Origin of the sequence: Streptomyces sp. W1SF4, from assembly GCF_003950035.1 — a bacterium.
Classification (GTDB): Bacteria; Actinomycetota; Actinomycetes; order Streptomycetales; family Streptomycetaceae; genus Streptomyces; species Streptomyces racemochromogenes.
In genome coordinates this window covers 2470293-2495732 of record NZ_CP034350.1, presented here as the reverse complement: position 1 = coordinate 2495732, position 25440 = coordinate 2470293, and the positions used below count along the sequence as shown (strand labels likewise).

Here is a 25440-nt window from a genome sequence, read left to right as displayed (position 1 = left end):
AGAATTCTGCCGCACGCCGGGCCGGAACCATCCGCCTCAGGTGTTGCTCGTGCCCCATTCGTCGTCGGTGCCCTGCCCCCGCTCGCGCAGCGACCGCACGTGCTTCGCCACGGAATCGGGAACGACGTCGCCGACCTTGTCGCCGACCGCCGCGAACGCCTTGCCCGCGAACTGCCGTCCGGTCTGCCCGGCGGTCTCGGCGGCGTTGCGCACCGCCGGGTTCTGCGCGATGCGCCGGGCGGACTTCTTCAACTCCTCGTACCGCTCGCGCCCCGCCGCCGTGCCCACGACGTATCCCAGGGCTACCCCGGCGAGGAACGTGACCTTGTAGCGCATGCCTGCCACCCTTCGTTGTCTCGGTGCCCGGCCTGCTGCGATACCGATTGGCGGAGCACCCCCCTGCTTGCGCTAATCTATGACTCGCAACGGGCGCTCGCCCCCCGGCAAGGCCGGAGGTGGGCTGTTCGGTGCACCGCAGCAATCCCCTGTAGCTCAATTGGCAGAGCAGCCGGCTGTTAACCGGCAGGTTACTGGTTCGAGTCCAGTCGGGGGAGCGCGGTCCCCTGTAGCTCAATTGGCAGAGCAGCCGGCTGTTAACCGGCAGGTTACTGGTTCGAGTCCAGTCGGGGGAGCATTGAAGAGGAGAGGACCCGGGAGGGTCCTCTTTCTTTTTGCCCTGATCCGGGAACCGGGCAGCCCTCGGTACGGTCTCTCTGAACGAGCGCAGCCGATCATGCGGGGCATCCGAGGCAGGAGATCGTATGAGCGGCTATGCTGCGGCAGACGGCGCGCACACATGTACGCGCCACGCCGTAACGGGGCGGTAGCTCAGCCGGTTAGAGCAGCGGACTCATAATCCGTCGGCCGTGGGTTCGAGTCCCACCCGCCCCACCGCAAGCCGCAGGTGCAGAAACGATTGCACCTGCGGCTTCGGCGTTCCCGGGGAAGGGGAACGCGGGCGGGGGTGTGGCGTACGTCACGGCAGGGGAGGGATGGTCGGTCCCCGCTGCCGGTCCTCGCCCGTTCGGCGCCGCCCTCCGTCCGGCGCCGAACGGGGAATCAGTCCCAGCCGATGATGCGCTTGTCGGTGGTGGCCGACCCCACGCCGACCGCCAGGGGGCCCGCCGCCCGCACCGAGTCCCACCCGATGATGCCGGGGGCCGTGGCCGCCTGGACCGAGTCCCAGCCGATGATCTCCGGCCCGGTGGTGACGGCGGCGGTGCAGGACAGCAGGGCGGTCAGGCCGGCGGCGGCGATCAGGCGAGCGGTGCGAGACATGGATCCCCCTGGACGTGAGCGGTATCGGCGTGGTGCGGCTGGGGCGCGCTGCACCGGTCCGGCCTTTCGGCCCTGGCCTGGGGTGGGGCTCCGTGTGCCCCGCCGTCCCGGTGAACACCATCCTGCAAGCCCGCGTATGGACGCAGAAGAGGAAACGGATGGCACCAAGGTGACAGGCACCAAGGTGCCGCGACGGCCGGATCGAACAAGATCGAAAGAGACTGCCTATGGCCCCACCTGCGCACCTTTAAGATCAAGACAACGGCGGGAAATCATCCGCCTGACCGACTGGCCGGGGGGCACGAGCATGCTGGAAGCGTTGGGACTGGACACCCTCGTAGAGGCCGTCTACCGGGAGATGCTCGCCGATCCGACCGGCGGAGTGGCCGAACTGGGCGCACGGCTGGGGATCACCGAGGCGGAGGTGCGCGAAGGACTCGACCGGCTCGTCGACCTCGACCTGCTCACCCCGTCCCGCGACCACGCGGGCGGGCTGCGGGCCGTCAGCCCCGAGGCCGGGCTGGAGCAGATCCTGCGCCGTCAGGAAGAGGAATTGCTCCGCCGCCAGCAGGAACTGGCGGCCAGCAAGGCGGCGGCGGCCCGGGCCGTCGCGGAGTTCGCGGGCCTGCGGCCCAACACCCAGTCCGACGGCGCCGAACGGCTCGTGGGCCTCGACGCCATCCAGTCCCGGCTGGAGGTCCTCGCCCGGGACCTCACCGCCGAATGCCTCTCCATCATGCCGGGCGGCGCCCAGTCCCAGGCCAGCCTGGACGCCTCGCGGCCGCTGGACGAGGATGCCCTGCGGCGCGGGATCCAGCTGCGCTCCGTCTATCAGGACAGCGTCCGCAACGACCCGGCCACCCTCACCTACGTCCAGTGGGCGACCGACCTCGGGGCGCAGGTCCGCACCAGCCCCGTGCTGCCGCCCCGCCTGGTGATCTTCGACCGGAAGACCGCCGTGGTCCCCATCGACCCCACGAACTCCAAGCTCGGCGCCCTCTGCACCACCGCCCCCGGAATCGTCGCCTCCCTCGTCACCCTCTTCGAACAGACCTGGGAGCAGGCCGTCCCCCTCGGCGCCGCCCGCGAACAGGCCACCGAGGACGGCATCACCGCCGCAGAACGCGAACTCCTCAAGCTGCTGGCCTCCGGCCTGACCGACGAGGCCGCCGGCAAGCGGCTCGGGGTCTCCCTGCGCACCGTCCGCCGCCAGATGTCCGCGCTGATGGAACGCCTCAACGCCACCAGCCGCTTCGAGGCCGGACTGCGCGCCGCCCAGCGCGGCTGGCTCTGAGACGGTCCGCGGCCGCGGACGCCCCGAACGGGCACCCGCGGCCGCGGCGGCCGGAACGGACGGGCCGGACCGGCTAGAAGTTCTCCGTCTCCTCCACCAGATGGCGCAGCACGTCCGTGAGGTCCCCGCGGCGGGCGAAGGCCGTCCGCTGCCGCGCGGCCCCCGACCCGTCGCGCAGCAGCCCGCCCAGGGTCTTCGCCGCGTGGTCCAGGTCACCCACGGCGGCCAGGTCCGGGGCGACCAGGTCGAGCAGCGCCTCCGCCAGGTCCGCCGCCGGCACCTCGGCACCCGTGTACGGGTCCAGGCCGAAGCCCTCCAGGCCGTCGTGCGCCGCCCGCCACCGCGCGAGACGCAGTACGTCGTCCCGTGCGGGCGGATCCGGCCGCCCCTCCGCGATGGCCCGCAGCGCCGACGCCACCAGGGCGCGCCCCAGCTCCGCCTGGAGCACGGCCGTGTCGATGTCCGGGGACATGTCGGGCGCCCGGATCTCGAGCGTGGGCCAGTTCCCGGAGGGACGTAGGTCCCAATAGACCATCTTGGTGTCCAGGGCCGCACCGGAGCCGAGCAGGGTCTCCACCGAGTGCCGGAAATGGGCCGTGGACGTGAAGTGCGGAGGCGGCCCCGCGGAGGGCCAGCCCGACCAGGCCATGGCCCGCCAGCTGGAGTGCCCGGTGTCCCGGCCGCCCCAGAAGGGGGAGTTGGCGGCCAGCGCGATCAGCGTGGGCAGCCATGGTCTGACCCGGTTGGACACGGCCACCGCGGTGTCCACGTCGAGGGTGCCGATGTGGATGTGGCGGCCGCAGCTCACCAGGGTGTCCGTCAGCGCGCCGAACCGCCGGTGCTGCTCCCGCTGGCGCGGCTCGTCGTCGGTCAGGTGCAGGGGCCCCTCCACCGCCACGACGGGCGAGGGCGCGGCCAGCAGACGGCAGCCGTGCGCACGGGCCGCCGCGGACAGCGCGCGCCGCAGGACGGCGAGCTCCTCGCGGAGGGTCACCGCCGAATCCGCGACCGGGGTGGAGATCTCCACCTGGTACCGGGTCCCCTCGGCGTGCAGCTGCTGCGGGAGTCCGGCGGCGGTGGCCAGGACGAGCGGTGCGGCCGGGACCACCCGCAAGGTGGTCGCGTCGACGAGCAGGAACTCCTCCTCGACGCCGACCGTGAGGGGGGCGGGAACTCCGCTCACGGTGGTGCTCGTTGTGCTGTTGCCAGGTTCGATCACTACGCCTCCCTGGACATACGAGTCTTTTCATCATGAGCGGACAGGGGGCGTGGAGGGTACGCCGATTTGGTCAAATGTCTGGAGACAGTGGCGGGTTAGCGGCAAGGGCGGCCCCCCTCTGGGGCCCCGGATCCTCGTGGTGAGGGCGTTGCGGGTGTGTGAACGCTCCCCGGTCTCCAGAGCCGCCCCAGCGGGACCTGGTTAGGATCCCGTGTGACCGGAACCGCCTCCCCGCCGCGACAGAAGCGTCGCCTCTTCGCCGACCTGACCCCGCTGCGCACCTCCGCCGACTACCGGCGGCTGTGGGTGGGCGGCACCATCTCCTGGATGGGCCAGGCGATGACCGCCCTCGCGATCTCGCTCCAGGTCTACGAGATAACCGGCTCCAGCTTCTCCGTCGGCCTGGTCGGGCTGTTCTCGCTCGTCCCGCTCGTCGCCTTCGGCCTGTACGGAGGTGCCATCGCCGACACCGTCGACCGGCGCAAGCTCGGCCTCCACAGCCAGATCGGGCTCACCGTCCTCTCCGTCGGCCTGGCCGCCGCCGCCCTGCTCGACTACCACCGGGTCTGGCTCCTCTACACCGTCGTCGCCCTCCAGGCCGTCTGCGGGGCGCTCAACGGACCCGCCCGCTCGGCCATGATCCCCAAACTGCTGCCGCCCGAGCAGCTGCCCGCCGCCAACGCGCTGAACTCCGTCACCATGACCTCCGGCACGATGCTGGGCCCGGTGCTCGGCGGCGTGATCGTCGGCTGGTGGGGCTACCAGGCCGCGTACCTGATCGACGCGGTGACCTTCGTCGCGGCCCTGTACGCCATGTGGCGGCTCCCCTCGATGCTGCCGGAGGGGCGCACGGGCGGGCGGGCCTCCGTGATGGACGGGCTGCGCTTCCTCGCGACCACGCCCAACATCCGGATGACCTTCTTCTCCGACATGGCCGCGATGGTCTTCGCGCAGCCGAAGGCGCTGTTCCCCGCCGTCGCCGTCCTCTGGTACGGCGGCGACGCCAGGACCGTCGGCCTGCTGGTCGCCGCCCCCGCCGTCGGCGCGCTGCTCGGCGGGCTGTTCTCCGGCTGGCAGGGACGGATCCGGCGGCACGGGCTGGCGATCCTGCTGTCCGTCGCGGCGTGGGGGCTGGCCATCGCCGTGTTCGGCCTGACCCGCAACCTCTGGCTCGGGCTGCTCTTCCTGGCCCTCGCCGGGTGCGCCGACACCATCTCGATGGTGTTCCGCTCCACGATGATGCAGACCGCCACCCCGGACGGGATGCGGGGCCGCCTCCAGGGCGTGTTCATCGTCGTCGTCGCGGGCGGGCCCCGGCTCGGGGACTTCCTGGCCGGCACCGCCGCCGACCTCACGTCCCCGGCCGTGGCCATCACGGGCGGCGGCCTCACGTGCGTCCTGGTGCTGGCCCTGCTCGCCGCCCGCTGGCGCTCCTTCGCCCGCTACGACGCCCGCACGCCGGAGCCGTAGCCCCGGGCCGCGGGGAGGGGCAGGCTCCGTGCAGCGGCAGCCCCGGAGACGCCCCCCGTGTGAACGGGAGTTGGCGAGTTCGTTGCCACCGCGCCGCCCACCCTTCCCTTTTGTTTCGGTCAGGCATATGACAGTTCGGCAGGGTCCCCGTCCGGTCCCGGTCCAGCTCCGTACCCCCGACCCGTCCAGGAGGAAGGCCGCATGCGCCTTCGCACGCTCGTCACCACCGCGGTGGCCACCGCAACCCTCACCGGGGCGCTCGCCCCGACCGCCACCGCCGCCGGACAGAACCCCGCCGAGGATCCCGCCAAGCCCGCGGCCTGCTCCCCGTACGTGTCCGTCGCCGGTTTCTCCGACTCGCTCGACAAGACCCTGCTCGACGGGAAGCTCGCCGGCGGCATCTCCGGCCTCGCCCTCGACCGGGACGGGAGCGTCGCCGCCGTCTCCGACAAGTCGGCGCTCTACCGCCTGGAAGTGGCCCGCGGGAACACCCCCTCCGCCAGGGCCACCGCCCGGCTCCCGCTCACCGACGGCGCCGGGAAGGTCACCGACTCCGAGGGCGTGGTCGTCGACCGGGACGGCACCTACCTCGTCACCGACGAGACCGCGCCGGCCATCCGCCGCTACAGCCGCACCGGCCAGGTCCTGGCCACCCTGCCGGTCCCGCCCGCCTTCGCCCTCGCGCCCCAGGGCCGGGCCACGGCGAACCAGACCTTCGAGTCGCTCACCCTCCTCCCCGGCGGGCACACCCTCGTCGCCGGCCTGGAGGGGCCGCTCGCGGGCGACGGCAAGGACGCGAAGGGCCGCACCCTCCAGCGCATCCAGACCTGGGAGCGGCGCGCGAGCGGCGAGTTCGTCCTCGGCCGGCAGTACGCGTATCCCGTCGACCCGGGCCACGGCCTCGCCGAGCTCGCGGCGACCCGCGACGGCCGGCTGATCGTGCTGGAGCGCGGCTTCACGCGGGAGTTCGCGATCACGGCCAGGCTGTACCTCGCCGACCCGCTCGGGGCGAGCGACACCTCGAGGACGCAGGCACTGGCCGAGGGCCCGGGACTGCGGACCGCCCGCAAGACGCCGCTCGGCGACTTCGACGACTGCCCGACGCTGGGCGCCCCCTCGAAGCTGCCGCAGAACCACCCGCTGGTGGACAACATCGAGGGCATGGTCGTCACCGACCACGACGGCCGCGGCCGCGTACGGCTGCTGCTGGCCAGTGACGACAACGAGTTCCCGCAGCAGATCACCCGGCTGTACACGGTGGACCTCCGGCTGCCGGCCCGCCGCTTCGGCTGACGGGACCGGCCCGGCGGCCCGGCCCGTCGCCCGGCCGGTCAGGCCGGCGGCTCGGCGTCCAGCCGGAGCACCTCGGCCGGCCCCGCCCGGAACGCGGCGCAGGCCACGTCGGACTCGGCCATGTGCGGAGCGGCGTCGTGGGCGTCCAAAGCCGCCTGCGACGCCCACCGCTCGATGAGGACGAACCGGTCGGGATCGCCGCTCACCCCGTGCAGGTCGTAGCGCAGGCAGCCCTCCTCGGCCCGGACGACCGGCGCGAGGCGGTCGTACGCCTCGACCTGCTCGGGCCCCCGGCCGGGAAGGGTGGTGATCAGGACGAGGAGCTGCACGGGCTGGGACATGTGGCGGAGCGTACGTCGCCAACTCCGGAGGCCGGAAGGCGCGTTCAGTGGGTGAGACCGGCGGGCGGCGACAGCCGCCGGAGTCAGCCCGCGGGAGGGACGATTCCCCGGGCCACGCCCAGCGCGACCAGGTCCTGCGGCCGGATGCGCAGCTGCTCCGCCGTGGCGGGGGCCTCCTCGACGGGACGCTTGAGGATGGCGGCCGCCAGCTCCGGGGCGATCACCGAGAAGTAGCTGTCCGGGGTCACCCAGGTGTTCCCCGGCGCGGCCAGGGCCAGCGCCCCGCCGGAGCCGCCCTCCCCGATCAGCAGGGTGGTCACCGGCACGGAGGCCTCCGCGAGCGCCGCGAACGTGTCGGCGATGGCCGGCCCGGCACCGGCGTGCTCGGCCGCCGCGTCGTTGGCCGCGCCCGGGGTGTCCACCAGGGTGAGCACCGGGATCCCGAGCCGGTCCGCCAGCCGGATCACCCGGGCCGCCGTACGGTAACCCGCCGGACGGGTGGCCGTGCCGCACTGGGCGGCGTACGCGACCGCCCGCCCCCCGCGCAGCCCGAACCCGCACAGCATCCCCGGGTCGGCGGCCCCGGCCCGGTCCCCGCGCAGCGGGAGGCGCAGCTCGAAGTACGCGTCCAGGTACGCCTGCGCCCGCGGGCGGTCCGGGCGCCGGGCCTGCCGGACGGCGTCCCAGCCGGTCTCCGGGGGCGTGACGCCGGCCAGCGCGGCCGGGGGCTCGACGGGCGTGGCGGGCCCGGCGGGCCGGGGCGCGCCCAGCACCCGCAGCCAGTCCGCCACCGTCCCCGGAAGCTCCGCCGCGGGGACGACGGCGTCGACGTGCCCGGCCCCGTACTGCCCCTCGGCGGTGTACGCCGCCGGATCGGCGTCCGCCGGCCGCACCCGGGACCCGGCGAAGCCGACCTGCGCCCCCGGCAGCGCCAGCACGACATCGGCCCCCGCCCCGAGGGTGGCCCACCCGCCGCCGGTGGTGGGGTCGCGCAGCACCGCGATCTGCGGCAGCCCGGCGGCCCGGGTGAGCACGCACTGCCGCGCCACCCGCTGGAGCTGGGTCAGCGCGAGCATCCCCTCCTGCATCCGCGAGCCGCCGGTCGCGATCAGGGACACCAGCGGCAGCCGCTGCTCCCGAGCGTGCGTGTACGCGGCTTCGAGCCGGTCTCCGGTGCGCTGCCCGAGGGATCCGCCGAGGAAGCCGAACTCGAAGGAGATCACGGTGGCCGGCCGGCCCCCGACGAGGGCGGTGCCGATGACCACCGACTCCGACTCGCCGGTCCGCGCACCGGCCCGGGCCCGGGAGGCGTCGTACCCGGCCCAGCCGATGGGCCCGTCGGCGGGCGACTCCGCACCCGGGACGGGGAGTTCGGCGAACGAGTCGGGGTCGATGAGGGCGGCGATGGCGGCACGGGCCGACAGACGGGTCGTCACCCGCCCACCCTAGGCGCAGCCGGCTCGCACGGCCATCGACCGCTCGTGGCGCGGGCCCGCTACCTCCCCCTCGACCCCGTGGGGTGGGGCGGTGGCTGCCCACCCGCCCCCTTCTCTGCGGGCCGGAGGCCGGGGGAGCGGTGTCCCCTTGGGCGGTCTCAGAGCCGGTTGGGGGCTTCCCGTCAGTCCCATCGTCCTTCCGGTTCGGGCCGGCCTGTCAAGGGCGCTCCTTCGTCGCGTCACTTCGTGATCGCCTTCGGCGACCCTTGACAGCCCGCCCCGAACCGGAAAGCCGCAAGACTGCCGGGAAACCCCCAAAGAAACGGCACGGTCCAACGTTGGAGGAGCGGGTCCGTCAGGGATCAGGCAAGGGGCCGGGGCTTGGCCGGCCGGGCATCCGGGCCCTCAAGAGTCGAGATTCCGAGCCGTGGCCCGGCTACCCGCCCGAGAGGTTGACCAGATCCCCCCGGGAAGCCGACAGACGCGACAGATCGCTACGCGCTCCTCACATCTCAGCGTCCGACGACCGCCTTGGGCTGATACCCGCACGAGAGGACGAACAGAGCAGCCCGGGAATCCGACAGACGCGAAAGATCGCTACGCGCTTCTCCGGTCTCGGCGGCTGGCGGCCGTCTGGGGCTGGTCCGGGGCGGGCTCGACGTTGGTGACGGCCGTGGTGAACTCACGACCCGTGGAGTTGCGGATGTAGGCGAGCTCCATCCCGTGCTCGACGCCGGTGTCGGAGACGTTCTCGTTGATCACTGCCATCAGCACGCCCTCGACGCCGGAGGCTATGTCGCGGACGCGGCAGCGCAGGAGGCGGTGCGGGACGTACTCGTAGCACTCACTCACCGGCCGACTCCTCGATGGAGCCGAGGAAGCGCTGCCAGCCGGCCCAGGCGCGATCGAGCAGGTCCGGGCTGGGCGTCCGAGCTTCGCCACATGCCCGGCAGGTTTCAGCGTCACATCTGATGTCCGTCGTCATGATCCCTCTGGTCAACCTCTCGTGCGGGTAGCCGCGCCCCCGGCCCGGAATCGCAGATATGGGGCCCGAATGCCCGGCGGGCCGGCCCCCGGCCCTGCGCCTCGTCCCTGACAGGCCCGTCCCTCCTCCTCTGGACCGTGCCGTTTCTTTGGGGGTTTCCCGGCAGTCTTTCGGCTTTCCGGGGCGGGTCGGTCTGTCAAGGGTGGAGCGAAGCGACATCGCGTAGCGACGCGACGAAGGAGCGCCCTTGACAGGCCGGCACGACACGGAAGGACGATGGGACTGACGGGAAGCCCCCAACCTGCTCTGATCCGGTCCAGGGGGCTACCGCCCCCGGCCCACCGGCCCGCAGACAGGGAGGCGGGTGGGCAAACACCGCCCAGCCCCCACCCCTCGAGGGGGAGATAGCCGGCCCCCGCCGCGAGCCCCCTACAGCCCCGCCTCCCACACCACCGTCGTTCCCCGCGTGCCCGATTCCGTGCGGCCGTCGTCGGAGACCGTGAGGCGGACGCGGGAGGGGGTGGCGTCGACCTCGACCTCGATCGACGTGACCTCGCTGCGGCGGTGGGCCGCTGCCAGGGCGCTGCGCAGGGTGGAGAGGAGGGCCGTGGTGACGGGGTCCGGGAGGAGGGCGTCGACCGCGCCCGCGAAGTGCACCGACGGCTGGAAGCCCAGCAGCACCGCGGCTCCGCCCGTCTCGCGGAGCACCCGTCCGCGGAAGGTGGTGGGGGCGTCGCTCGGGGGTTGCTGGAGGGCGAAGATGGCCGTGCGGACCTCCTGGATGGTGGAGTCCAGCTCGTCCACCGCGCGGCCCAGTTCCTCCCCGACCTCGTCCCCGGCCCCGTCGTCGCCGGCCGCGGCGTTGGCCGAGCGCCGCCGGGTGCTCTCCAGCATCATCTCGGTGGCGAACAGCCGCTGCACCACCAGGTCGTGCAGGTCGCGCGCGATGCGGTCCCGGTCCTCGTAGACGGCCAGCTGCTCGCGGTCGTGCTGCGCGTCGGCGAGGACCAGGGCCAGCGCGGCCTGGGAGGCGAACTGGGAGGCCAGCAGCCGGTCCACCGCGTCGTACGGCTGGCCGCCCCGGGCCCTGGGCAGGGCGAGGGTGCCGATCAGCTGTCCGCCGCTCTGTAGCGGCAGCATCATGCTCGGCCCGAAGCGTTCGCGCACGTGGGTGGTCATGCGGGGGTCGGTGGCGGAGTCCTCTATGAAGACGGGTTCGCCGCCCAGCAGTTGGACCAGCACCGGTGAGCCGGGTGCGATGGCGGTGCCGACCAGGTCGCCGGGGTCGCCGTGGGTGGAGGCGGCGACGATCTCCATGCCGCCCTCCGGGGTGGGCTGGAGGATGACGCCGGCCGCCGCGTCCGCGAGCAGCCGGGCGCGTTCGGCGACGCACATCAGGGCGTCGGCCGCGGGGCGTCCCGCCAGCAGGGTGGTGGTGACGGCGGCGGCGCCCTCGATCCAGCGTTCGCGCCGGCGGGCGGTCTCGTACAGCCGGGCGTTGCCGATCGCTATCCCGGCCTGCGAGGCCAGTACGCGCATCAGGGCGAGGTCCTCGTCGGTGAAGGGGCCGCCGCCGCGCTTCTCGGTGAGGTAGAGGTTGCCGAAGACCTCGGTGTGCACCCGGATGGGCACGCCGAGGAAGCTGCGCATGGGCGGGTGGCCGGGCGGGAAGCCGGCCGAGCGGGGGTCCTTCGTGAGGTCGTCGAGCAGCAGTGGCCGGGGGTCGCTGATCAGGGCTCCGAGCACGCCGGAGCGGCCGTCGGGCAGGCGGGGGACCGCGGCCCGTTCGGCTTCGGTCATTCCGGAGGTGAACAGCTGGGTCAGCCGGGCGCGCTCGGGGTCGACGACCCCGAGCGCTCCGTACCGGGCCCCGCACAGCTCGGTGGCGGAGTCCACGACGTGCTGGAGGGTGGTGTGCAGCTCCAGTTCGGAGCCGACGCTGAGCACCGCCTCCAGCAGGACCGGGAGGCTGCTCGAAGGCGCACCGGCCCCACCGGAGCCGGCACCGTCGTCGGCTCCGGCGGGTCCGTCCAGGGTCATCCGGCCAGCGGGTTGAGGACCATGGGGGCGATCTTTCCTTCCAGCATCGCGCCGAGTCCCAGCACGGCGCACACGTCTGGCCGTTCGGCGATGGCGACGGGCATTCCGGTGGAGTCCCGCAGCATCTGGTCGAGGCCCGGCAGCAGGGCGCTGCCACCCACCATCATGATCCCCTTGTCCGTCAGGTCGGCGACCAGGTCGGGCGGGCAGTCGCGGAGCACCTTGCCGATGCCGTCGAGGACGGCGGTGAGCGGGGTGTGGATGGCGTCCCGGACGGCGGCGGTGTCGACGTGGACGGAGCGGGCGAGCCCGGTGGCCACGTCGCGGCCGTGGATCAGGGTGGAGGCGGGGCCTTCGGGGGTGATGCCGTTGCCGTGCAGGGCCAGCTGGAGGGGGCGTACGGCCTGGCTGGGCAGCATCAGCTCGTGGGCGTGGCGCAGGTGCTGGACGACGGCGTGGTCGATGGCCTCGCCGCCGACGGGGATGCGTTCGGCGGTGACGATCGAGCCGAGGGAGAGCACGGCGATCTGGGTGGCGGCCGCTCCACAGACCATGATCATGGTCGCGGTCGGCTGTTCCACGGGCAGGCCGCAGCCGACGGCGGCCGCGATGAGGGTGTCGACGAGTTCGACGCGCCGGGCGCCGAGGCCGACCATGGTCTCCACGGCCGCCCGCTGGGCGAGCGGGTCGGCGTCGTGCGGGGTGCAGCAGGCGGCGCGCAGGCGGGGCTTGCGGCGCAGGGCGCGGCGCAGTTTCTCGCCGAGGAGGTGGCGCAGCATCCGCTGGGCCATCTCGATGTCGACGACGGTGCCGCCGGAGACGGGGCGCACGACGCGGATGTAGTCGGGGGTGCGTCCGGTCATCCGTTCGGCGAAGGTGCCGACGGCGATGAGGGCGCCGGTGCGGGTGTTGACCGCGGCGACGCTGGGCTCGTCGACGACCAGTCCGGCTCCCTTGACGTAGACGCGGGTCCTCGCGGCTCCCAGGTCGACGGCGACGTGGCAGCGGCGCAACTGCTCAAGACTGACGGTCACGGCAGATCCTCCCGAGAGCGCTGACGAAGGATGAGACCGGCAGCTGCCGATCGCACTCCACATCTTCTCGGATAAATAGGTCATATCGCCCGTTGGAATGCTCCGGGTGGGGCGTGTCGTACGGGTGAGGGGTGCTGCACGGGGGTGGATTTCTGTACCGACAGGCAGCAGCATGCGCGGACCATCCGCGCTACTCGCCCGTAACAAGGTAAAGGGGACCCGATGCTGACGCCCCGCCAGAGAACGCTGGCGTTCCTGACCCTCTGCCCGGCCCTCCTGGCGCCCTTTCCGGCCCGGGCGGCCGCCGGACCGGCGGCCGACACGCCCACCGCCCGCAATCCCGTGGTCCTCGTCCACGGGTACAACGCCGACCCGGGGGTCTGGGGGTCCCTGCGCGAGGACCTGAGGGCCGACGGCTACGCGGACTCCCAGCTCTTCTCCTTCGGCTACGACACCCACCAGTCCGTCAACGAGGTGCTCTCGGGCCGCCTCGCCGCCTACGTCGACCAGGTGCGCCGGCAGACCGGCGCCGCGCGCGTGGACGTCGTGGGGCACTCCTTCGGATCGCTCGTCAGCCGCTGGTACGTCAAGTACGGCGGCGGCGCCGCGACCGTGGACCACTGGATCTCGCTGGCCGGCCCCAACCACGGCACGTCCACCGCCTGGGCCTGCGCCCTGTGGGACCAGGCGTGCCGCGACATGACCCCCGGCTCGTACGTGGTGAAGAACCTGGCGGCGGGCGACGAGACGCCGGGCGCGGTCAAGTACGCCACCTTCTGGTCGGACTGCGACGAGGTGGTCAACCCCGACAGCAGCGTCCCGCTCTCCGGCGCCCTCAACACGCCGGTCGGCTGCCTGAAGCACAACGACCTGCTCGGCGACGACACCACCTCGGCCGGGGTCCGCGCCTTCCTGCGCAGCTAGGCCGTCCCCTCCGCTAGGCCGTCCCCTCCTCCACCCGCTGGAGCAGCCCGTACGTGAACTCCGCGACCAGCGGCCGGCCCGACGCGGTGAACGCGAGCCGCCAGCGCGTCGGCGCCGTGCCCTCCATCGGCCGCGCCGGCGCGAAGGCCCGGGCCACCTCGTCCACCGTCGCCGACCAGGGCAGCAGGTCCCCGGCCGTCTCCAGTACGGGCCCCCGCGCGCCCGGGGCCCGGACCAGCCACTCGTTCCACACCGCCCCGTCCGGTGCGGCCAGCACCTCGAACCGCAGCTCCGGCCACAGCGGAACCGGCCACAGCAGGGCCTCGCACTCCAGGTCCCCGATCCGGCGCGGCTGCGCGGCCTCCGGCGGCCCCAGCACCGACCGGTAGCGCGCCAGGGCCCCGCGGGAGCGGGGCGAGCGCACCATGGCCTGCCAGCGCCGGTTGGCCTCCCGCTGCTCCGCGAGCGAGGCGCCCAGGCGCAGCCGGGCCTCCTCGGCGAGGCCGGGCTGGAAGTCGGCCATCCTGCGCAGCAGCACCAGCTGGAAGGCGGCCGGCCCGAAGGTCGCGGGCCGTCCCGGATTCGGGGTCGCTGTCATGGACGTAACGATTCCACACAGGATCCTTACGATCCCGGAATGCTTATGTTGCCGGGGACCGCATAGTTTGTGGGCGCCATGAACTACTTCTGTCCCGCATGTCAGAGGCACCTCAACGGCGCGCTCGCCTGCGCCGGGTGCGGAACGCCGGCCGAGCACCTGGAGGTCGCGGCGCCCAGCGCGCCGGGCCGGGGTCCCGAGCCGCAGCCCGCGCTGGCCGAGGTGTTCGCCGATTCGCTCGTCGTGCTGTCGGGCCCCCCGGAGGGCCGGGCGGGCACTCGCAAGCGGGCCGCCACCCGCCGCAGGCGCGGCCGGGGCGTACTGGCGCTCGGCCTGGGGGTGGTGCTCGCGGCCGGGGGCTCGATCGCCGTGGCCCGGATCGTCGGGGACGACGAGGGCGTCGACCGGGCCGACAAGGTGGTGCTGACCGACAGCGGGCCCAAGCAGCCCGACGCGGTGCCGAGCGTGGCGGGGCCCTCCGTGCCGGCGGTCCTGCCGAAGGCCTCCGGCGGGGCGGCGAAGACGGCCCGGCCCAGCGGGAGCCCGAGCGGCTCGGCGACGCCTTCGGCGAGCGCGAGCGCCTCCGCCTCGGCGGCGACGCCCTCGCAGAAAGGTTCCGGCGGGGGGACGTCCGTACAGCCGTCCAGGTCGGAGCAGCCCGCGCCGGGCCCCACGGGCACGGTGAAGCCGTCCCCGACGAAGACCAAGCCGGGCAAGCCGAAGCCCGAGCCGACAGAGGAATGCGTCTTCTGGATCTTCTGCTGATCGGGCCCCGCCGGTGGCCCGGCGGCCCGGTGCGGCGGTAGAGGGCCCGGCGCGGTCTGCCGGCACCGGCCCCCGACCGGCGTTCGGCCCGTCCGTCCCGGCGTCCCTGCCCGCCCGGCCCGGCTGGCCGGTACCCGGATCAGGCCAGCATGCGCCTGAGCAGGTCGCGGAGCGCCGTACGCTCCTCCTCCGAGAGGCCGGCCAGGGGCTCGCGCGCGAAGTCCAGGGACTCGCGCAGCCGCTCCGCCGTCTCGACGCCCGCCTCCGTGGGGGCGGCCAGCTTCACCCGGCGGTCGGCCGGGTCCGGGCGGCGTTCGACCAGGCCCCGGGTCTCCAGCCGGTCGATGATGCCGGTCACGTTCGAGGGCTCGCAGCGCAGCTTCTGCGCGATGCGCCGCATGGGCAGCGGCTCCAGGGAGAGCAGGTTCAGCACCTTGGCCTGGGCCCCGGTGAGCTGGTGGCGGGCGGCCGCCTCCTCGTACTCCATGTGGTAGCGGGCCACGACGTCGCCGATGAGCTCGACGACCTCGACGGTGACTGGGTCTGCGCGACGACTGGGCATGGCTCCAGGGTACCCGTTTACTTGACAACATGAAATATCCAGGCGCATGGTTGTTTCACGTTCTGAAGTAAATCTTCGTTCCCCCAGGAGTCCCTCATGTCTCAGATCCCCGCCGTCAGCCGCGAGTGGCACCTCGTCCGCCGTCCGCAGGGCTGGCCCGTGGCCGAGGACTTCGCCCTGCGCGAGGTGCCCGTCTCCGCCGAGCCCGCCCCCGGCCGGATCCTGGTGCGCAACCTCCACATGTCGGTGGACCCCTACATGCGCGGCCGGATGAACGAGGGCAAGTCCTACATCCCGCCCTTCGAGCTCGACCAGCCGATGCAGGGCGGAGCGGTCGGCGAGGTCGTCGCCTCCGCCGCCGAGGGCTTCCAGGCCGGCGACCACGTCCTGCACCCCCTGGGCTGGCGCGAGTACGCCGACGTGGACGCGCAGCACGCCACCAAGGTCGACGCCTCCCTCGCCCCGCTCTCCGCCTACCTCGGCGTCCTCGGCATGCCGGGCCTGACCGCCTACGCGGGCCTCTTCGAGGTCGCCTCCTTCAAGGAGGGCGACTCCGTCTTCGTCTCCGGCGCGGCGGGCGCGGTCGGCAGCCTCGTCGGCCAGTTCGCGAAGATCAAGGGCGCCTCCCGGGTGATCGGCTCCGCCGGCTCGGACGAGAAGGTGACCCTCCTCACGGAGAAGTACGGCTTCGACGCCGCCTTCAACTACAAGAACGCCCCCGTCGCCGAGCAGCTCCCCGCGGCGGCCCCCGGCGGCGTCGACGTCTACTTCGACAACGTCGGCGGCGACCACCTGGAGGCGGCCATCTCCGCCATGAACGTCCACGGCCGCGCCACCCTCTGCGGCGCCATCGCCGGGTACAACGACACCGTGCCGGCCCCGGGCCCGAGCAACCTCATGATGGTCATCGGCAAGCGGCTGCGCCTCCAGGGCATCCTCGTCGGCGACCACTACGGACTGCAGCAGCAGTTCGTCAAGGACGTGGCCGGATGGCTGGCCTCCGGCGAGCTCCGCTACGACGAGACGGTCGTCGAGGGCGTCGAGAACGCCACCGAGGCCTTCCTCGGAATGCTGCGCGGGGAGAACACCGGAAAGATGATCGTTTCCTTCTCGGGTTAGGCTCACCCCACGACCGTCGCGATCGTGGGCGCGCATCGCGGCGATTCATCTGGAGGAAGTCTTCATGTCCATCACGCAGACCGACGTCGCGTACACGGCCGTCGCCACCGCCGAGAACGGCCGTGACGGCCGCGTCGCCACCAACGACGGCCAGCTCGACGTCGTCGTGAACCCGCCGAAGGAGCTCGGCGGCAGCGGCGCCGGCACCAACCCGGAGCAGCTGTTCGCCGCCGGCTACAGCGCCTGCTTCCAGGGTGCCCTCAGCGTCGCCGCCCGCAACGAGAACCTCGACGTCACGGGCTCCACCGTGACCGCCGAGGTCGGCATCGGCAAGAACGACGAGGGCTTCGGCATCATCGTCAAGCTGACGGCCTCCATCCCGAACGTGGACGCCGCCACGGCCAAGGACCTGGTCGAGAAGGCCGACCAGATCTGCCCGTACTCCAAGGCCACCCGAGGCAACATCACGGTCGAGCTGAACGTCGCCTGACGTCTGTGACCGCGTCACACGCCTGGTGAAGGCCGCACCCCCCAGGGGGTGCGGCCTTCGCCGTACCCGGCCCATAAACTGGCCCCATGCGTGATCTTGCGGGGGGCTTCCGGTACTTGCTGGCCGGACAGAGATGGGTGTTCCGGAACGGCCGCTGGCTGGGCTTCGGCCTGTTGCCGGGCCTCGTCGCGCTGGCGCTGTACGCCGCCGCGCTCGTCGGCCTGCTCTACGGCGCCGACGACTTCGTCCGGTGGGCCACGCCCTTCGCCTCGGACTGGTCCTCGGGCTGGCTGAAGGTGTTCCGGGGCTTCCTGACGGCCGTGGTCGTCTCCCTCGGGCTCTTCCTCTCGGTGATCACCTTCACCGCCGTGACCCTGCTGGTCGGGCAGCCCTTCTACGAGTCCCTCTCCGAGCAGGTCGACCGGACCGAGGGCGGCGAGGTCCCCGAGTCGGGGCGCTCGTTCTGGGAGGACGTGTGGATCTCCGCCCGGGACAGCGCGCGGCTGCTGGTGCGGGTGATGCTGTACGGGATCCTGCTCTTCGCCCTCGGCTTCATCCCGGTGATCGGACAGACCGTGGTGCCCGCGATCGGGTTCTGCGTGTCCGGCTTCTTCCTCACCCAGGAGCTCACCTCCGTCGCCCTCCAGCGGCGCCGGGTGGACCTGGCCGAGCAGCTGGTCCTGCTGCGCGCGCGGCGGGCGCAGGCGCTGGGCTTCGGCGTGCCGCTGGTGCTGCTGTTCCTGGTCCCGTTCGTCGCGGTGTTCCTGATGCCCGGCGCGGTGGCGGGGGCGACGCTGATGGCGCGGGAGCTGGTCGGAGCGGATTCCTCCGAGGACGGGTCCGAGGACGGGCCGGACGGCGACGACGGGCCCGGCGGGCAGCAGTACGGCACGGGCCCGGCGGCGCCCCAGGGGCCGTACGGCCAGCAGCCGTACGGGCAGTCCCAGGCGTACGGCCCTTACGGCCAGGCCCCGCACGGTCAGGCCCCGCACGGGCAGGCTCCGTACGGGCAGGCCCCCTACGGTCAGGCCCCGAGTGGGCAGGCCCCGAGCGGGCAGGCCTCGCACCGTCAGGCCCCCTACGGGCAGGCCCCCAACCCGTACGCCCAGGGTCCCGGGCCCCACGGGCAGGCCGCCAACCCCTACGCCCAGGGCTGACCGTGGCTACCGGCGCCGCAGCAGGGTGATCGCCCCGGTGGTGTCCTCGCCCGCGTGGGCCGCCAGGTCGGCCTCCAGGCGCTCGCGCATCAGGTCCAGGTACGGGCGGACCAGCTCGGCGCTGACCCCCTGCTCGGCGGAGGCGCGCAGGAGGGTGCCGCTGCCGGCGACCTGCATGGCCAGGTTGGACACCACCCCGGTGGTGAAGTCCCGGGAGGCCAGCCGGTCGGCGGCGTTGCCGACGAAGAAGCCCATCGCGCCCAGCCACTCCGACAGCAGCGGCGCCAGGGACCCGGGGGCGATCTCCTCGCCCTCGATCAGCGCGTAGGCGTGCGAGACCCCCGCGAACAGCCCGTACATCGCGCTGAGCAGCGCCACGTCGTGCAGGGCCGCGTGCCCGGGGTCCTCGCCGACGAAGCGGGCCCCCGCCGGGACCTCGAGGGTGGCCCGGTGGGCGTCGAAGAGGGCGCGGCAACCGCTGTGGAAGACGTACCCGCCGGCTTCGGGGACGCCGATCATCGCGGGCGTGGCCATGATCCCGGAGTCCAGGAAACGGGCTCCGCGGGCCTCGGCCCAGGCGGCCCGGGTGCGGCCCTCGGCGGGGGTGCCGGTGGTGAGGTTGACCAGGTCCTTGCCGGTGAGGTCGATGCCTTCGAGGGTGGCACCGACGCTGGCGTCGTCGAGCAGGCAGAGCACCACGAGGGTGTTCGCGGCGACGGCCTCGGCGGGGCTCGCGGCGACGGCGGCGCCCTCGGCGGCCAGGGCGTCGGCCTTGGCGGCGGTGCGGTTCCAGACGGTCAGGGGGTGCCCGGCGGCGAGCCAGGTGCGGGCCAGGGCGGTGCCCATGTCGCCGAGGCCGAGCAGGGTGAGCGGACGGTTCGTCACGTGTGTGTCGGTCATGCCGTTTAGCCTGGTTGCGGGCGGTGGAGCGCTCAAGTACGCACTTCGGAGTGGGTGGTTACCCCGCGGTGAGCGAGCAGGTGGGAGGGGTGTGCGCGATGGCGGTGGTACGGAGGCCGGGGGCGGATCACTGCGGGATCGCCGCGGCGATGGCGGTGATCGACGGCAAGTGGAAGGTCTCCCTCTTGTGGGAGCTGGAGCGCGGTCCGCGCCGCCGCTTCGGCGAGCTGCGCCGGCTGGTCCCGGGGGTGTCGGAGAAGGTGCTCGCGGCGCAGCTGCGCGAGCTGGAGACCGACGGCATAGTCCACCGCGAGGTGTACGACGAGGTCCCGCCGCGCGTGGAGTACTCCCTGACCCCGCTCGGCGAGGAGCTGAACGGGGCCCTGGAGGCGCTGGGGGAGTGGGGTGCGAAGCACCTCCTGGCGGACGCGGCCGGGGGCCGTCTTCCGGAGCGTGCCGGGCCCGCCTAGGCTTCGGCGTCGCGAGGACCTGCCCGCTCCCGGCACCCTGAGGCGGCGCCCATGCCCGGCTGGATGGACCTGGCGTACACGACGGCCGGCGGCGTCGTCGGCGCCGCGGTGACCCACCACCTGTCCAGGACCCAGGAACGCCGCGAGCTGCGGGCGGCGGTCATGCAGCAGCTGCTCCGCGTCACGGCGGTGCGCGACGAGGTGTACGGGATCGCGCCGAGCCGGCGGGAGGGCCCGGCGCGGCAGCCGGCGGGGGTGCGGGCGCCCGTCGCGGCGCGCTTCGGAGCGGTGGCGGTCCTGGAGGACGGCCGGGACGCCGAGCGGGCGCAGCGGGAGGCGGTCGCGGAGCTGGTGGTGGCCGCCCTCTCGGCCGGTGTGCCCCGCCGGGTCCTGGACTTCGCCGGCGGCGGCGCGGAGCATGCCCTGCGGTGCGAGGTCCTCCGGGCGGTCGACGCCCGGCTGGGCGGTGTGCTCGGTGCGCCGCTCGACGAGCTGACGGTGGCCTGCGAGGAGTACCGGCAGGCCACCGCCCAGTTGCTGCTCGGGGCGCTGTGGCAGCCCTGGCGGACGCGGCCGCGGTTGCGCGTGCGCCTTCGCGCGCTGCGCCGGGACGCGGCCGCCCTCCACCGCATGCAGGAGGCGGTGGTGTCCGTCCTGACGGGCCCGCAGCACCTCGACGCCCTCGCCGAGCGGCTCCGCGCCGGTCATCCGGGCCAGGGCCCGCCCCGCACCGGCGACGGCCCGGGGCCCGCGGCGTAGACCGGGCGGGGACGCGGAGGGGGACGGCCCGGGGCCCGAGCGGCTCCCAGGGGGAAGGCCCCGAGCTCTCAGGCCGCGGGGACGTCGGCCGTGACCACGTCCGGGCCGTCGGCGCCGGCCTCGGCGAGGAGGGTGCCGTCCGGGGACCAGACGGCCGCGCCGCCGCAGCCCGTCCAGGGGCCCGCCGGGCCGACGTGGTTGGCGAGGACCACGTACAGGCCGTGCTCCTTCGCGATCCCGGGGTACACGGTGGCCCGCTCGGCGATGCCGTCGCCCGTGCCGTACAGGGAGCTCGCCAGGTGCACCGTGCAGCCGTCGGCCGCGGCCCGGCCCGCGAGGTCCGGGAAGTGGTTGTCGAAGCAGACCCCCAGCGAGAAGCGGACGCCGCCGAGCTCGAAGCGGCCGTCGGCGGTGCCCGCGGCGAAGGCGCCCTGCTCGTGCTGGTAGAGGTGCTGCTTCGCGTACGTCGTCACGTGCGCGCCGTCCGCGTCGTACACCAGGGTCGCGAGGGCGGGCAGCGGCCCGTCGGTGCGCAGGGCGGCGTTGACCGCCACGGCGATCCCGGTGGAGCGCAGCCCGTCCAGGCGGGGGTCCTCGGCGTCGGCCAGCCACAGGCCGGGGTCGGCGGCGAGGGCCTCCAGCTGGTACCCGGTGAGCGTGAGTTCCGGGAACACCACCAGCTCCGCGCCCCGCTCGCGGGCCCGGTCGGCGAGGGCGGCGGCGCCGGCGCAGTTGGCGGTGACGTCGGCGGGGACGCAGGTGAGCTGCGCGGCGGCGATCTTCATGGCCTCAGGATGCCAAGGCCCGCGGGGTCTCCTGGGCCCGGCCCCCGGGGAGGGTGCCCTGGCGGCGCACCAGGCCCAGCTCCGCCAGGTTGAGGGCGGTGACGAGGAGGGTCAGCAGCGCGAGCGCCCCGAGGGAGGGCAGCAGCGCGGCCACCGGCAGCAGGGCCAGCACGGCCGCGGCGGCCGCCAGCCGGGTCACCGACCAGGAGCGGAACAGGTGCCAGCGGGTGTACCCGAAGGTGGCGAGGTAGAGGGCGCAGCCGCCGTACAGCAGGGCGGCGACGCCGAGCGGCAGCCGGGCCCCGGGGTGGGCGACGGCCTCGGCCATGCCGACGGCCACCGCGATGATCGAGGCGATCAGGGAGAGGTGGCCGTACGACAGGACCTGCCGGGCCACGTCGGCCCGTACGGCGGCGGTCTCCAGCCCGTGCCGGACGGCTCCGGCGGCCAGGTGGAAGTACACCCACCACAGGCTGCAGACGAGGACGAAGGCCAGGGCGACGGCCGTCAGGGTGCCCGTGTCGAGGTCGGGGGCGGTGGCCACCGGGGCGCCGACGGCGACGATGGATTCGCCGAGCGCGATCATCACGAACAGGCCGAACCGCTCGGCGAGGTGGCCCGAGTCGAGGTTCAGCCGGACCATGCTGGAGCGGGTCAGGCGGGGCGCGGCCAGGTCCACGGCGGCGGCCAGGGCCCACAGTCCGACGCGGAGCCCACCGTCGAGGAAGGCGCCGGCCAGCATGAGCGGCCCGCTGACCAGCACGGACAGGGTCACGGGGGTGGGCCGCAGGCGGCGGCTGCGGCCGTGGGCGAGCGCGGCGAGCACCAGGCGGGCGCAGAAGTAGGCGCCGGCGAGGAGGATCCCGCGGTCCCCGAAGGCCTCGGGCAGGGCGAGGGCCATCAGCAGGCCGCACAGCCCGGCGGCGAAGAGCGCGATGCGGTTCAGCGGCCGGTCCGCGTCGTGGGTGTTGGCGTGGACGGTGTTGCCGACCCACACCCAGTAGACGGGCACGAAGACGATCAGGGCGCGGCCGGTGCCGGCCCAGCCGTGGTCGTGGTGCAGCAGGGCGGAGACCTGGGTGACGGCGAAGACGAGCACCAGGTCGAAGAAGAGTTCCGACCAGGCGACCTTCTTCTCGGGCTGCTCGTGCGCCCCGGCCGCCGGGTGTCCGGTCGGCTCGTGTGACTCCATCTCGTGTCCCCCCACTAGAAGTTCGGGGAAAGGATGCCCGCTCGGGCGGCGCGACTATGCGCCGGGGCCCCTCAGGAGGGTGATGAACGAGCGGAACGCGGCGGGCATGTCCACCGATTCCGGGGCGAGCAGCCACTGGTACTGGAGGCCGTCCATCACCGCCGTCAGCAGCGGAGCGGCCTGCTCCGGGGTGAGGCCGGAGGGCAGCCGGTCGCCGAACTCGGCGCGCAGCAGCGCGCCCATCTCCGCGCGCACCTGCGCGTACCGGTCGGTGAAGAAGTCGCGGGCCGGGTGCCCGTCGGTGACGCTCTCGCCGAGCAGGGCCGAGAAGGTCTGCACGATGCCGGGGCGCATGGCGTTGTACTCGACCAGCGATTCCAGCAGGTCCAGGCGCCAGGTGCCGGCGGCGGCGCGCGAGCCGCCCCCGGTGTCCCAGCGGTCGCGTTCCTCCAGGACGGCGACGAGCAGGGCCTCCTTGGTGGGGAAGTAGTGCAGCAGCCCCTGCTGGGTGAGGCCGACGCGTTCGGCGACGGAGCCCAGGGAGGCGCCCCGGTAGCCGCGCTCGGCGATCACCTCGACCGCCGCGCGGACGATCTCGCCGCGCCGCTCCTCGCTCTTCGCCCTGGCCATCGCCGGCACCCCTTCCGCTCACACCTGCCAGCAGGGCCGTACGACATGATGACATCACGAAAAGATTACAAGCCCTACCGTTCTACAGGTAGCAGGTTCACGATGGGGCCCGACCGCACCGCACCCGCACCCCATCGACGAGGAGGCACGGCCGTGACCGATGCCGATCAGGTACGCCAAGAAGGCAGCGACGAGCAGGCCCGCGAGGACGCCGTGGAAACCGCGCTGGGCAAGCTGGACCTCGACACCAAGGCCCGCCTGCTGTCCGGCCAGGACATGTGGACCCTGCCCGCCCTCCCCGGCATCGGGCTCGGCTCCCTGGTCATGTCCGACGGCCCCGTCGGGGTCCGCGGCGTGCGCTGGACCGCCGACGATCCCTCGATCGCCCTGCCCTCCCCGACCGCCCTCGCCGCCTCCTGGGACCCGGACCTCGCCCGCCGCGCCGGCCGGCTGCTCGCCCAGGAGGCCCGCCGCAAGGGCGTCCACGTCCTCCTCGCGCCCACCGTCAACCTGCACCGCTCCCCGCTCGGCGGCCGTCACTTCGAGTGCTACTCCGAGGACCCCCACCTCACCGGCGCCATCGGCAGCGGCTACGTCAACGGCGTCCAGGACGGCGGCGTCGGCACCACCGTCAAGCACTTCGTCGGCAACGACGCCGAGACCGAACGCTTCACCGTCGACAGCGTCATCGCCCCCCGCCCGCTGCGCGAGGTCTACCTCGCCCCCTTCGAGGCCATCGTCAAGAACGCCCGCCCCTGGGGCGTCATGACCGCCTACAACCGGGTCAACGGCACGACCATGACCGAGCACCACCACCTGGTGAACGAGGTCCTGCGCGGCGAGTGGGGCTTCGACGGCTGCAACGTCTCCGACTGGATGGCCGCACGCTCCACCACCGGGGACATCCTCGGCGGCCTCGACGTGGCCATGCCCGGCCCGCAGACCGTCTACGGTCCCGCCCTCGCCGCCGCCGTCCGCGCCGGGGAGGTCCCCGAGTCCGCCGTCGACACCGCCGTGCGCAACGTCCTGCGGCTCGCGGCCCGCGTGGGCCTCCTGGAGGGCGCCCCCGCCGCCGTCCCCCGGCCGCCGGCCCCGGTCGACGGGCAGGCACTGGCCCGCGAGCTGGCCGCCCGCGGGTCCGTCCTCGTACGCAACGAAGCCGGCGCCCTCCCGCTGGACGCCGGCCCCGGCCGCACCGTCGCCCTGATCGGCGCCGCCGCCCGCGACGCCCGCGTCCTGGGGGGCGGTTCCGCGACCGTCTTCCCCGAGCGGGTGCTGTCCCCGCTCGACGGGCTCACCGCCGCGCTGCCCGAGGGCGCGCTCACCTTCGCCGTCGGCGCCGACCCGAGCGACGAACTCGTCCCCGCCGGGCAGGGCTTCGAACTGCGCGCCGTCTGCCGTGACGCCGCCGGGGCCGTCGTCGGCGAGGGCGGCCTGCCGAGCGGGCAGGTGCAGTGGATCGGCGACGACCTGCCCGAGGGGGCCTCGTACGAGACGATGGCCTCCATCGAGGTCACCGGTACCTACGTGCCGCGGGAGAGCGGCGAGCACGCCTTCGGCACCCGCGGCCTGGGCGCCTTCACCCTCGCCGTCGGCGGCCGCGTCCTGTGGGAGGGCGTCCAGGAGATGGGCGACGAGGCCGACCCCTTCGAGGCCTTCTTCGGGGCGCCCAGCGAACGTGCCAGGGTCCTCCTCACCGCGGGCGAGCCGGTCGAGGTGTCGCTGACCTACCAGGTGCCCGACCTGAGCGCGCTGCCGCTGCGGGCGGTCATGTTCTCCCTGCTCCACCTGGGGCCGCGGCGCGACGCCGACGAGCTGATCGCCGAGGCGGTGGAGGCAGCGCGCGACGCCGACACGGCCGTCGTGGTCGTCGCCACCACCGAGCGGGTGGAGTCCGAGGGCTTCGACCGGCGGGACCTGGCCCTGCCCGGCCGCCAGGACGACCTGGTGCGGGCCGTCGCCGCCGCCAACCCGAACACCGTGGTCGTCGTCAACGCCGGCTCCCCGGTGGAGCTGCCCTGGCGCGGGGAGGTCGCCGCCGTGCTGCTGACCTGGTTCCCCGGGCAGGAGGGCGGGGCCGCGCTGGCCGACGTACTCCTGGGCCGGGCGGAGCCGGGCGGGCGGCTGCCCACCACCTGGCCCGCCGCGCTCGCCGACGCGCCCGTCACCGAGGTCGTCCCCGACGGGGGGCGGCTGGAGTACCACGAGGGGCTGTTCATCGGCTACCGGGCGTACGAGGCGCGGGGGGTGGAGCCCGCCTACCCGTTCGGGCACGGCCTGGGCTACACCGACTGGGCGTACGAGTCCCTGGAGGCGGGCCCCGACCGGGTGCGGGTCCGGCTCACCAACACCGGGACCCGGCCGGGCCGCGAGGTGGTCCAGGTCTACCTGGCGCCCGCCGACGACCGCGACGGCCGCCCGGCGAGCTGGCTGGCCGGCTTCGCGGCCGTGGAGGCCGGCCCCGGCGAGAGCGTCGAGGCGGAGATCGAGCTGCCCGCCCGGGCCTTCGAGATCTGGGACGAGCAGGCGCACGCCTGGCGCCGGATCGGCGGCACCTACGAAGTCCGCGCGAGCCGCTCGCACGCCGACACCCGGCTGACCGCCACCCTCGGCCTGTGACCGCGGGCCGCCACGACACGCCGTAGCGCGCAATTGGCCGGAAACAACCCGTGAACCGGGCCGGAGGCGAACCCTGACAG

Annotated in this window: 24 protein-coding genes, 3 tRNA genes and 1 pseudogene; 14 read left to right on the top strand and 14 right to left on the bottom strand. The window is 73.8% G+C overall.

What is annotated here, in order from left to right; all coding sequences use genetic code 11:
• Nucleotides 1–36: 36 nt before the first annotated feature.
• Nucleotides 37–336 carry a YtxH domain-containing protein gene (locus D1J60_RS11680; protein WP_125596886.1) on the bottom strand — a complete coding sequence of 100 codons (300 nt, stop codon included), beginning with the start codon at nt 334–336 and terminating at the stop codon, nt 37–39.
• 145 nt (nt 337–481) lie between these two features.
• Between D1J60_RS11680 and D1J60_RS11675 the strand changes: the two genes are divergently transcribed.
• The 3 genes from D1J60_RS11675 to D1J60_RS11665 all read left to right on the top strand — a co-directional run bounded on the left by D1J60_RS11675 (nt 482) and on the right by D1J60_RS11665 (nt 891).
• Nucleotides 482–554 (top strand) — tRNA-Asn (locus tag D1J60_RS11675).
• Between the two features lie 5 nt (nt 555–559).
• Nucleotides 560–632 (top strand) — tRNA-Asn (locus D1J60_RS11670).
• Nucleotides 633–817: 185 nt separating this feature from the next.
• Nucleotides 818–891, top strand: a tRNA-Ile gene (locus tag D1J60_RS11665).
• A 168-nt stretch (nt 892–1059) separates the two neighbouring features.
• Here D1J60_RS11665 and D1J60_RS11660 read toward each other — a convergent pair.
• Nucleotides 1060–1278: a hypothetical protein gene (locus tag D1J60_RS11660; RefSeq protein ID WP_125821057.1), complete on the bottom strand. Its 219-nt coding sequence runs from the start codon at nt 1276–1278 to the stop codon at nt 1060–1062.
• Nucleotides 1279–1585: 307 nt separating this feature from the next.
• Here D1J60_RS11660 and D1J60_RS11655 point away from each other — a divergent pair, with 307 nt between their 5' ends.
• Complete coding sequence (locus D1J60_RS11655; RefSeq protein WP_125821056.1) at nt 1586–2572, top strand: LuxR C-terminal-related transcriptional regulator; 987 nt, start codon at nt 1586–1588, stop codon at nt 2570–2572.
• A gap of 73 nt (nt 2573–2645) precedes the next feature.
• Here the strand turns inward: D1J60_RS11655 and D1J60_RS11650 are convergent, their stop codons facing one another.
• Nucleotides 2646–3755 (bottom strand): glutamate--cysteine ligase, encoded by a 1110-nt coding sequence (locus D1J60_RS11650; RefSeq protein WP_164720885.1) that lies wholly within the window; start codon nt 3753–3755, stop codon nt 2646–2648.
• 249 nt (nt 3756–4004) lie between these two features.
• Between D1J60_RS11650 and D1J60_RS11645 the strand changes: the two genes are divergently transcribed.
• Nucleotides 4005–5261 carry an MFS transporter gene (locus tag D1J60_RS11645; protein ID WP_125821054.1) on the top strand — a complete coding sequence of 419 codons (1257 nt, stop codon included), beginning with the start codon at nt 4005–4007 and terminating at the stop codon, nt 5259–5261.
• 201 nt (nt 5262–5462) lie between these two features.
• On the top strand, nt 5463–6554 hold the full coding sequence (locus D1J60_RS11640) for an esterase-like activity of phytase family protein (RefSeq protein WP_125821053.1): 1092 nt from the start codon (nt 5463–5465) through the stop codon (nt 6552–6554).
• 38 nt (nt 6555–6592) lie between these two features.
• Here the strand turns inward: D1J60_RS11640 and D1J60_RS11635 are convergent, their stop codons facing one another.
• From D1J60_RS11635 to D1J60_RS11610, 5 genes are all read right to left on the bottom strand, one after another.
• Nucleotides 6593–6895 (bottom strand): putative quinol monooxygenase, encoded by a 303-nt coding sequence (locus D1J60_RS11635; RefSeq protein WP_125821052.1) that lies wholly within the window; start codon nt 6893–6895, stop codon nt 6593–6595.
• Nucleotides 6896–6978: 83 nt separating this feature from the next.
• A complete protein-coding gene (locus tag D1J60_RS11630; protein WP_206436514.1) occupies nt 6979–8331 on the bottom strand; it encodes a carboxyl transferase domain-containing protein in 1353 nt (450 codons plus the stop codon).
• A 597-nt stretch (nt 8332–8928) separates the two neighbouring features.
• Entirely contained in the window at nt 8929–9183 is a 255-nt protein-coding gene (locus D1J60_RS11625; RefSeq protein ID WP_125821051.1) for a hypothetical protein, read from the bottom strand.
• A 562-nt stretch (nt 9184–9745) separates the two neighbouring features.
• Nucleotides 9746–11356: a GAF domain-containing protein gene (locus tag D1J60_RS11615; protein ID WP_241253229.1), complete on the bottom strand. Its 1611-nt coding sequence runs from the start codon at nt 11354–11356 to the stop codon at nt 9746–9748.
• Nucleotides 11353–12390: a rod shape-determining protein gene (locus D1J60_RS11610; protein WP_125595183.1), complete on the bottom strand. Its 1038-nt coding sequence runs from the start codon at nt 12388–12390 to the stop codon at nt 11353–11355. Before D1J60_RS11610 ends, D1J60_RS11615 begins: the two co-directional genes overlap by 4 nt.
• Before the next feature lie 222 nt (nt 12391–12612).
• Here D1J60_RS11610 and D1J60_RS11605 point away from each other — a divergent pair, with 222 nt between their 5' ends.
• The gene (locus D1J60_RS11605) at nt 12613–13314 is read left to right on the top strand and encodes a triacylglycerol lipase (RefSeq protein WP_125821050.1); all 702 of its coding nucleotides are present in this window, start codon (nt 12613–12615) and stop codon (nt 13312–13314) included.
• Nucleotides 13315–13327: 13 nt separating this feature from the next.
• Here D1J60_RS11605 and D1J60_RS11600 read toward each other — a convergent pair whose 3' ends face one another.
• Nucleotides 13328–13912 carry a hypothetical protein gene (locus tag D1J60_RS11600; RefSeq protein ID WP_125821049.1) on the bottom strand — a complete coding sequence of 195 codons (585 nt, stop codon included), beginning with the start codon at nt 13910–13912 and terminating at the stop codon, nt 13328–13330.
• 78 nt (nt 13913–13990) lie between these two features.
• Between D1J60_RS11600 and D1J60_RS11595 the strand changes: the two genes are divergently transcribed.
• Nucleotides 13991–14677 (top strand): hypothetical protein, encoded by a 687-nt coding sequence (locus D1J60_RS11595; protein ID WP_125821048.1) that lies wholly within the window; start codon nt 13991–13993, stop codon nt 14675–14677.
• 139 nt (nt 14678–14816) lie between these two features.
• Here D1J60_RS11595 and D1J60_RS11590 read toward each other — a convergent pair whose 3' ends face one another.
• The gene (locus D1J60_RS11590) at nt 14817–15239 is read right to left on the bottom strand and encodes a MarR family transcriptional regulator (protein WP_125595179.1); all 423 of its coding nucleotides are present in this window, start codon (nt 15237–15239) and stop codon (nt 14817–14819) included.
• 96 nt (nt 15240–15335) lie between these two features.
• Between D1J60_RS11590 and D1J60_RS11585 the strand changes: the two genes are divergently transcribed.
• The 3 genes and pseudogenes from D1J60_RS11585 to D1J60_RS11575 all read left to right on the top strand — a co-directional run.
• A complete protein-coding gene (locus D1J60_RS11585) occupies nt 15336–16358 on the top strand; it encodes an NADP-dependent oxidoreductase (RefSeq protein WP_125821047.1) in 1023 nt (340 codons plus the stop codon).
• Nucleotides 16359–16422: 64 nt separating this feature from the next.
• A complete protein-coding gene (locus tag D1J60_RS11580; RefSeq protein WP_007263921.1) occupies nt 16423–16848 on the top strand; it encodes an organic hydroperoxide resistance protein in 426 nt (141 codons plus the stop codon).
• An 86-nt stretch (nt 16849–16934) separates the two neighbouring features.
• Nucleotides 16935–17663 (top strand): annotated as a pseudogene (locus D1J60_RS11575) (EI24 domain-containing protein); the annotation flags it as partial.
• A 348-nt stretch (nt 17664–18011) separates the two neighbouring features.
• Here D1J60_RS11575 and D1J60_RS11570 read toward each other — a convergent pair.
• Nucleotides 18012–18905 (bottom strand): NAD(P)-binding domain-containing protein, encoded by an 894-nt coding sequence (locus tag D1J60_RS11570; protein WP_125821045.1) that lies wholly within the window; start codon nt 18903–18905, stop codon nt 18012–18014.
• 98 nt (nt 18906–19003) lie between these two features.
• Here D1J60_RS11570 and D1J60_RS11565 point away from each other — a divergent pair, with 98 nt between their 5' ends.
• Nucleotides 19004–19375 (top strand): helix-turn-helix domain-containing protein, encoded by a 372-nt coding sequence (locus tag D1J60_RS11565; RefSeq protein WP_125823976.1) that lies wholly within the window; start codon nt 19004–19006, stop codon nt 19373–19375.
• 51 nt (nt 19376–19426) lie between these two features.
• On the top strand, nt 19427–20134 hold the full coding sequence (locus D1J60_RS11560) for a hypothetical protein (protein WP_206436513.1): 708 nt from the start codon (nt 19427–19429) through the stop codon (nt 20132–20134).
• 68 nt (nt 20135–20202) lie between these two features.
• On the opposite strand, the gene D1J60_RS11555 is transcribed toward D1J60_RS11560, so the two are convergent.
• The 3 genes from D1J60_RS11555 to D1J60_RS11545 are packed head-to-tail and all read right to left on the bottom strand — an operon-like array spanning nt 20203 to nt 22741.
• Nucleotides 20203–20919 carry a carbon-nitrogen hydrolase family protein gene (locus tag D1J60_RS11555; protein ID WP_125821044.1) on the bottom strand — a complete coding sequence of 239 codons (717 nt, stop codon included), beginning with the start codon at nt 20917–20919 and terminating at the stop codon, nt 20203–20205.
• Between the two features lie 4 nt (nt 20920–20923).
• Nucleotides 20924–22111, bottom strand: a complete 1188-nt coding sequence (locus tag D1J60_RS11550) for a low temperature requirement protein A (protein WP_241253228.1) — start codon at nt 22109–22111, stop codon at nt 20924–20926.
• Between the two features lie 54 nt (nt 22112–22165).
• A complete protein-coding gene (locus tag D1J60_RS11545; protein WP_125595172.1) occupies nt 22166–22741 on the bottom strand; it encodes a TetR/AcrR family transcriptional regulator in 576 nt (191 codons plus the stop codon).
• Nucleotides 22742–22894: 153 nt separating this feature from the next.
• Here D1J60_RS11545 and D1J60_RS11540 point away from each other — a divergent pair, with 153 nt between their 5' ends.
• Nucleotides 22895–25360, top strand: coding sequence for a glycoside hydrolase family 3 C-terminal domain-containing protein (locus tag D1J60_RS11540; protein WP_125821042.1), 2466 nt, complete (start codon nt 22895–22897; stop codon nt 25358–25360).
• The last annotated feature ends 80 nt before the right edge of the window (nt 25361–25440 follow it).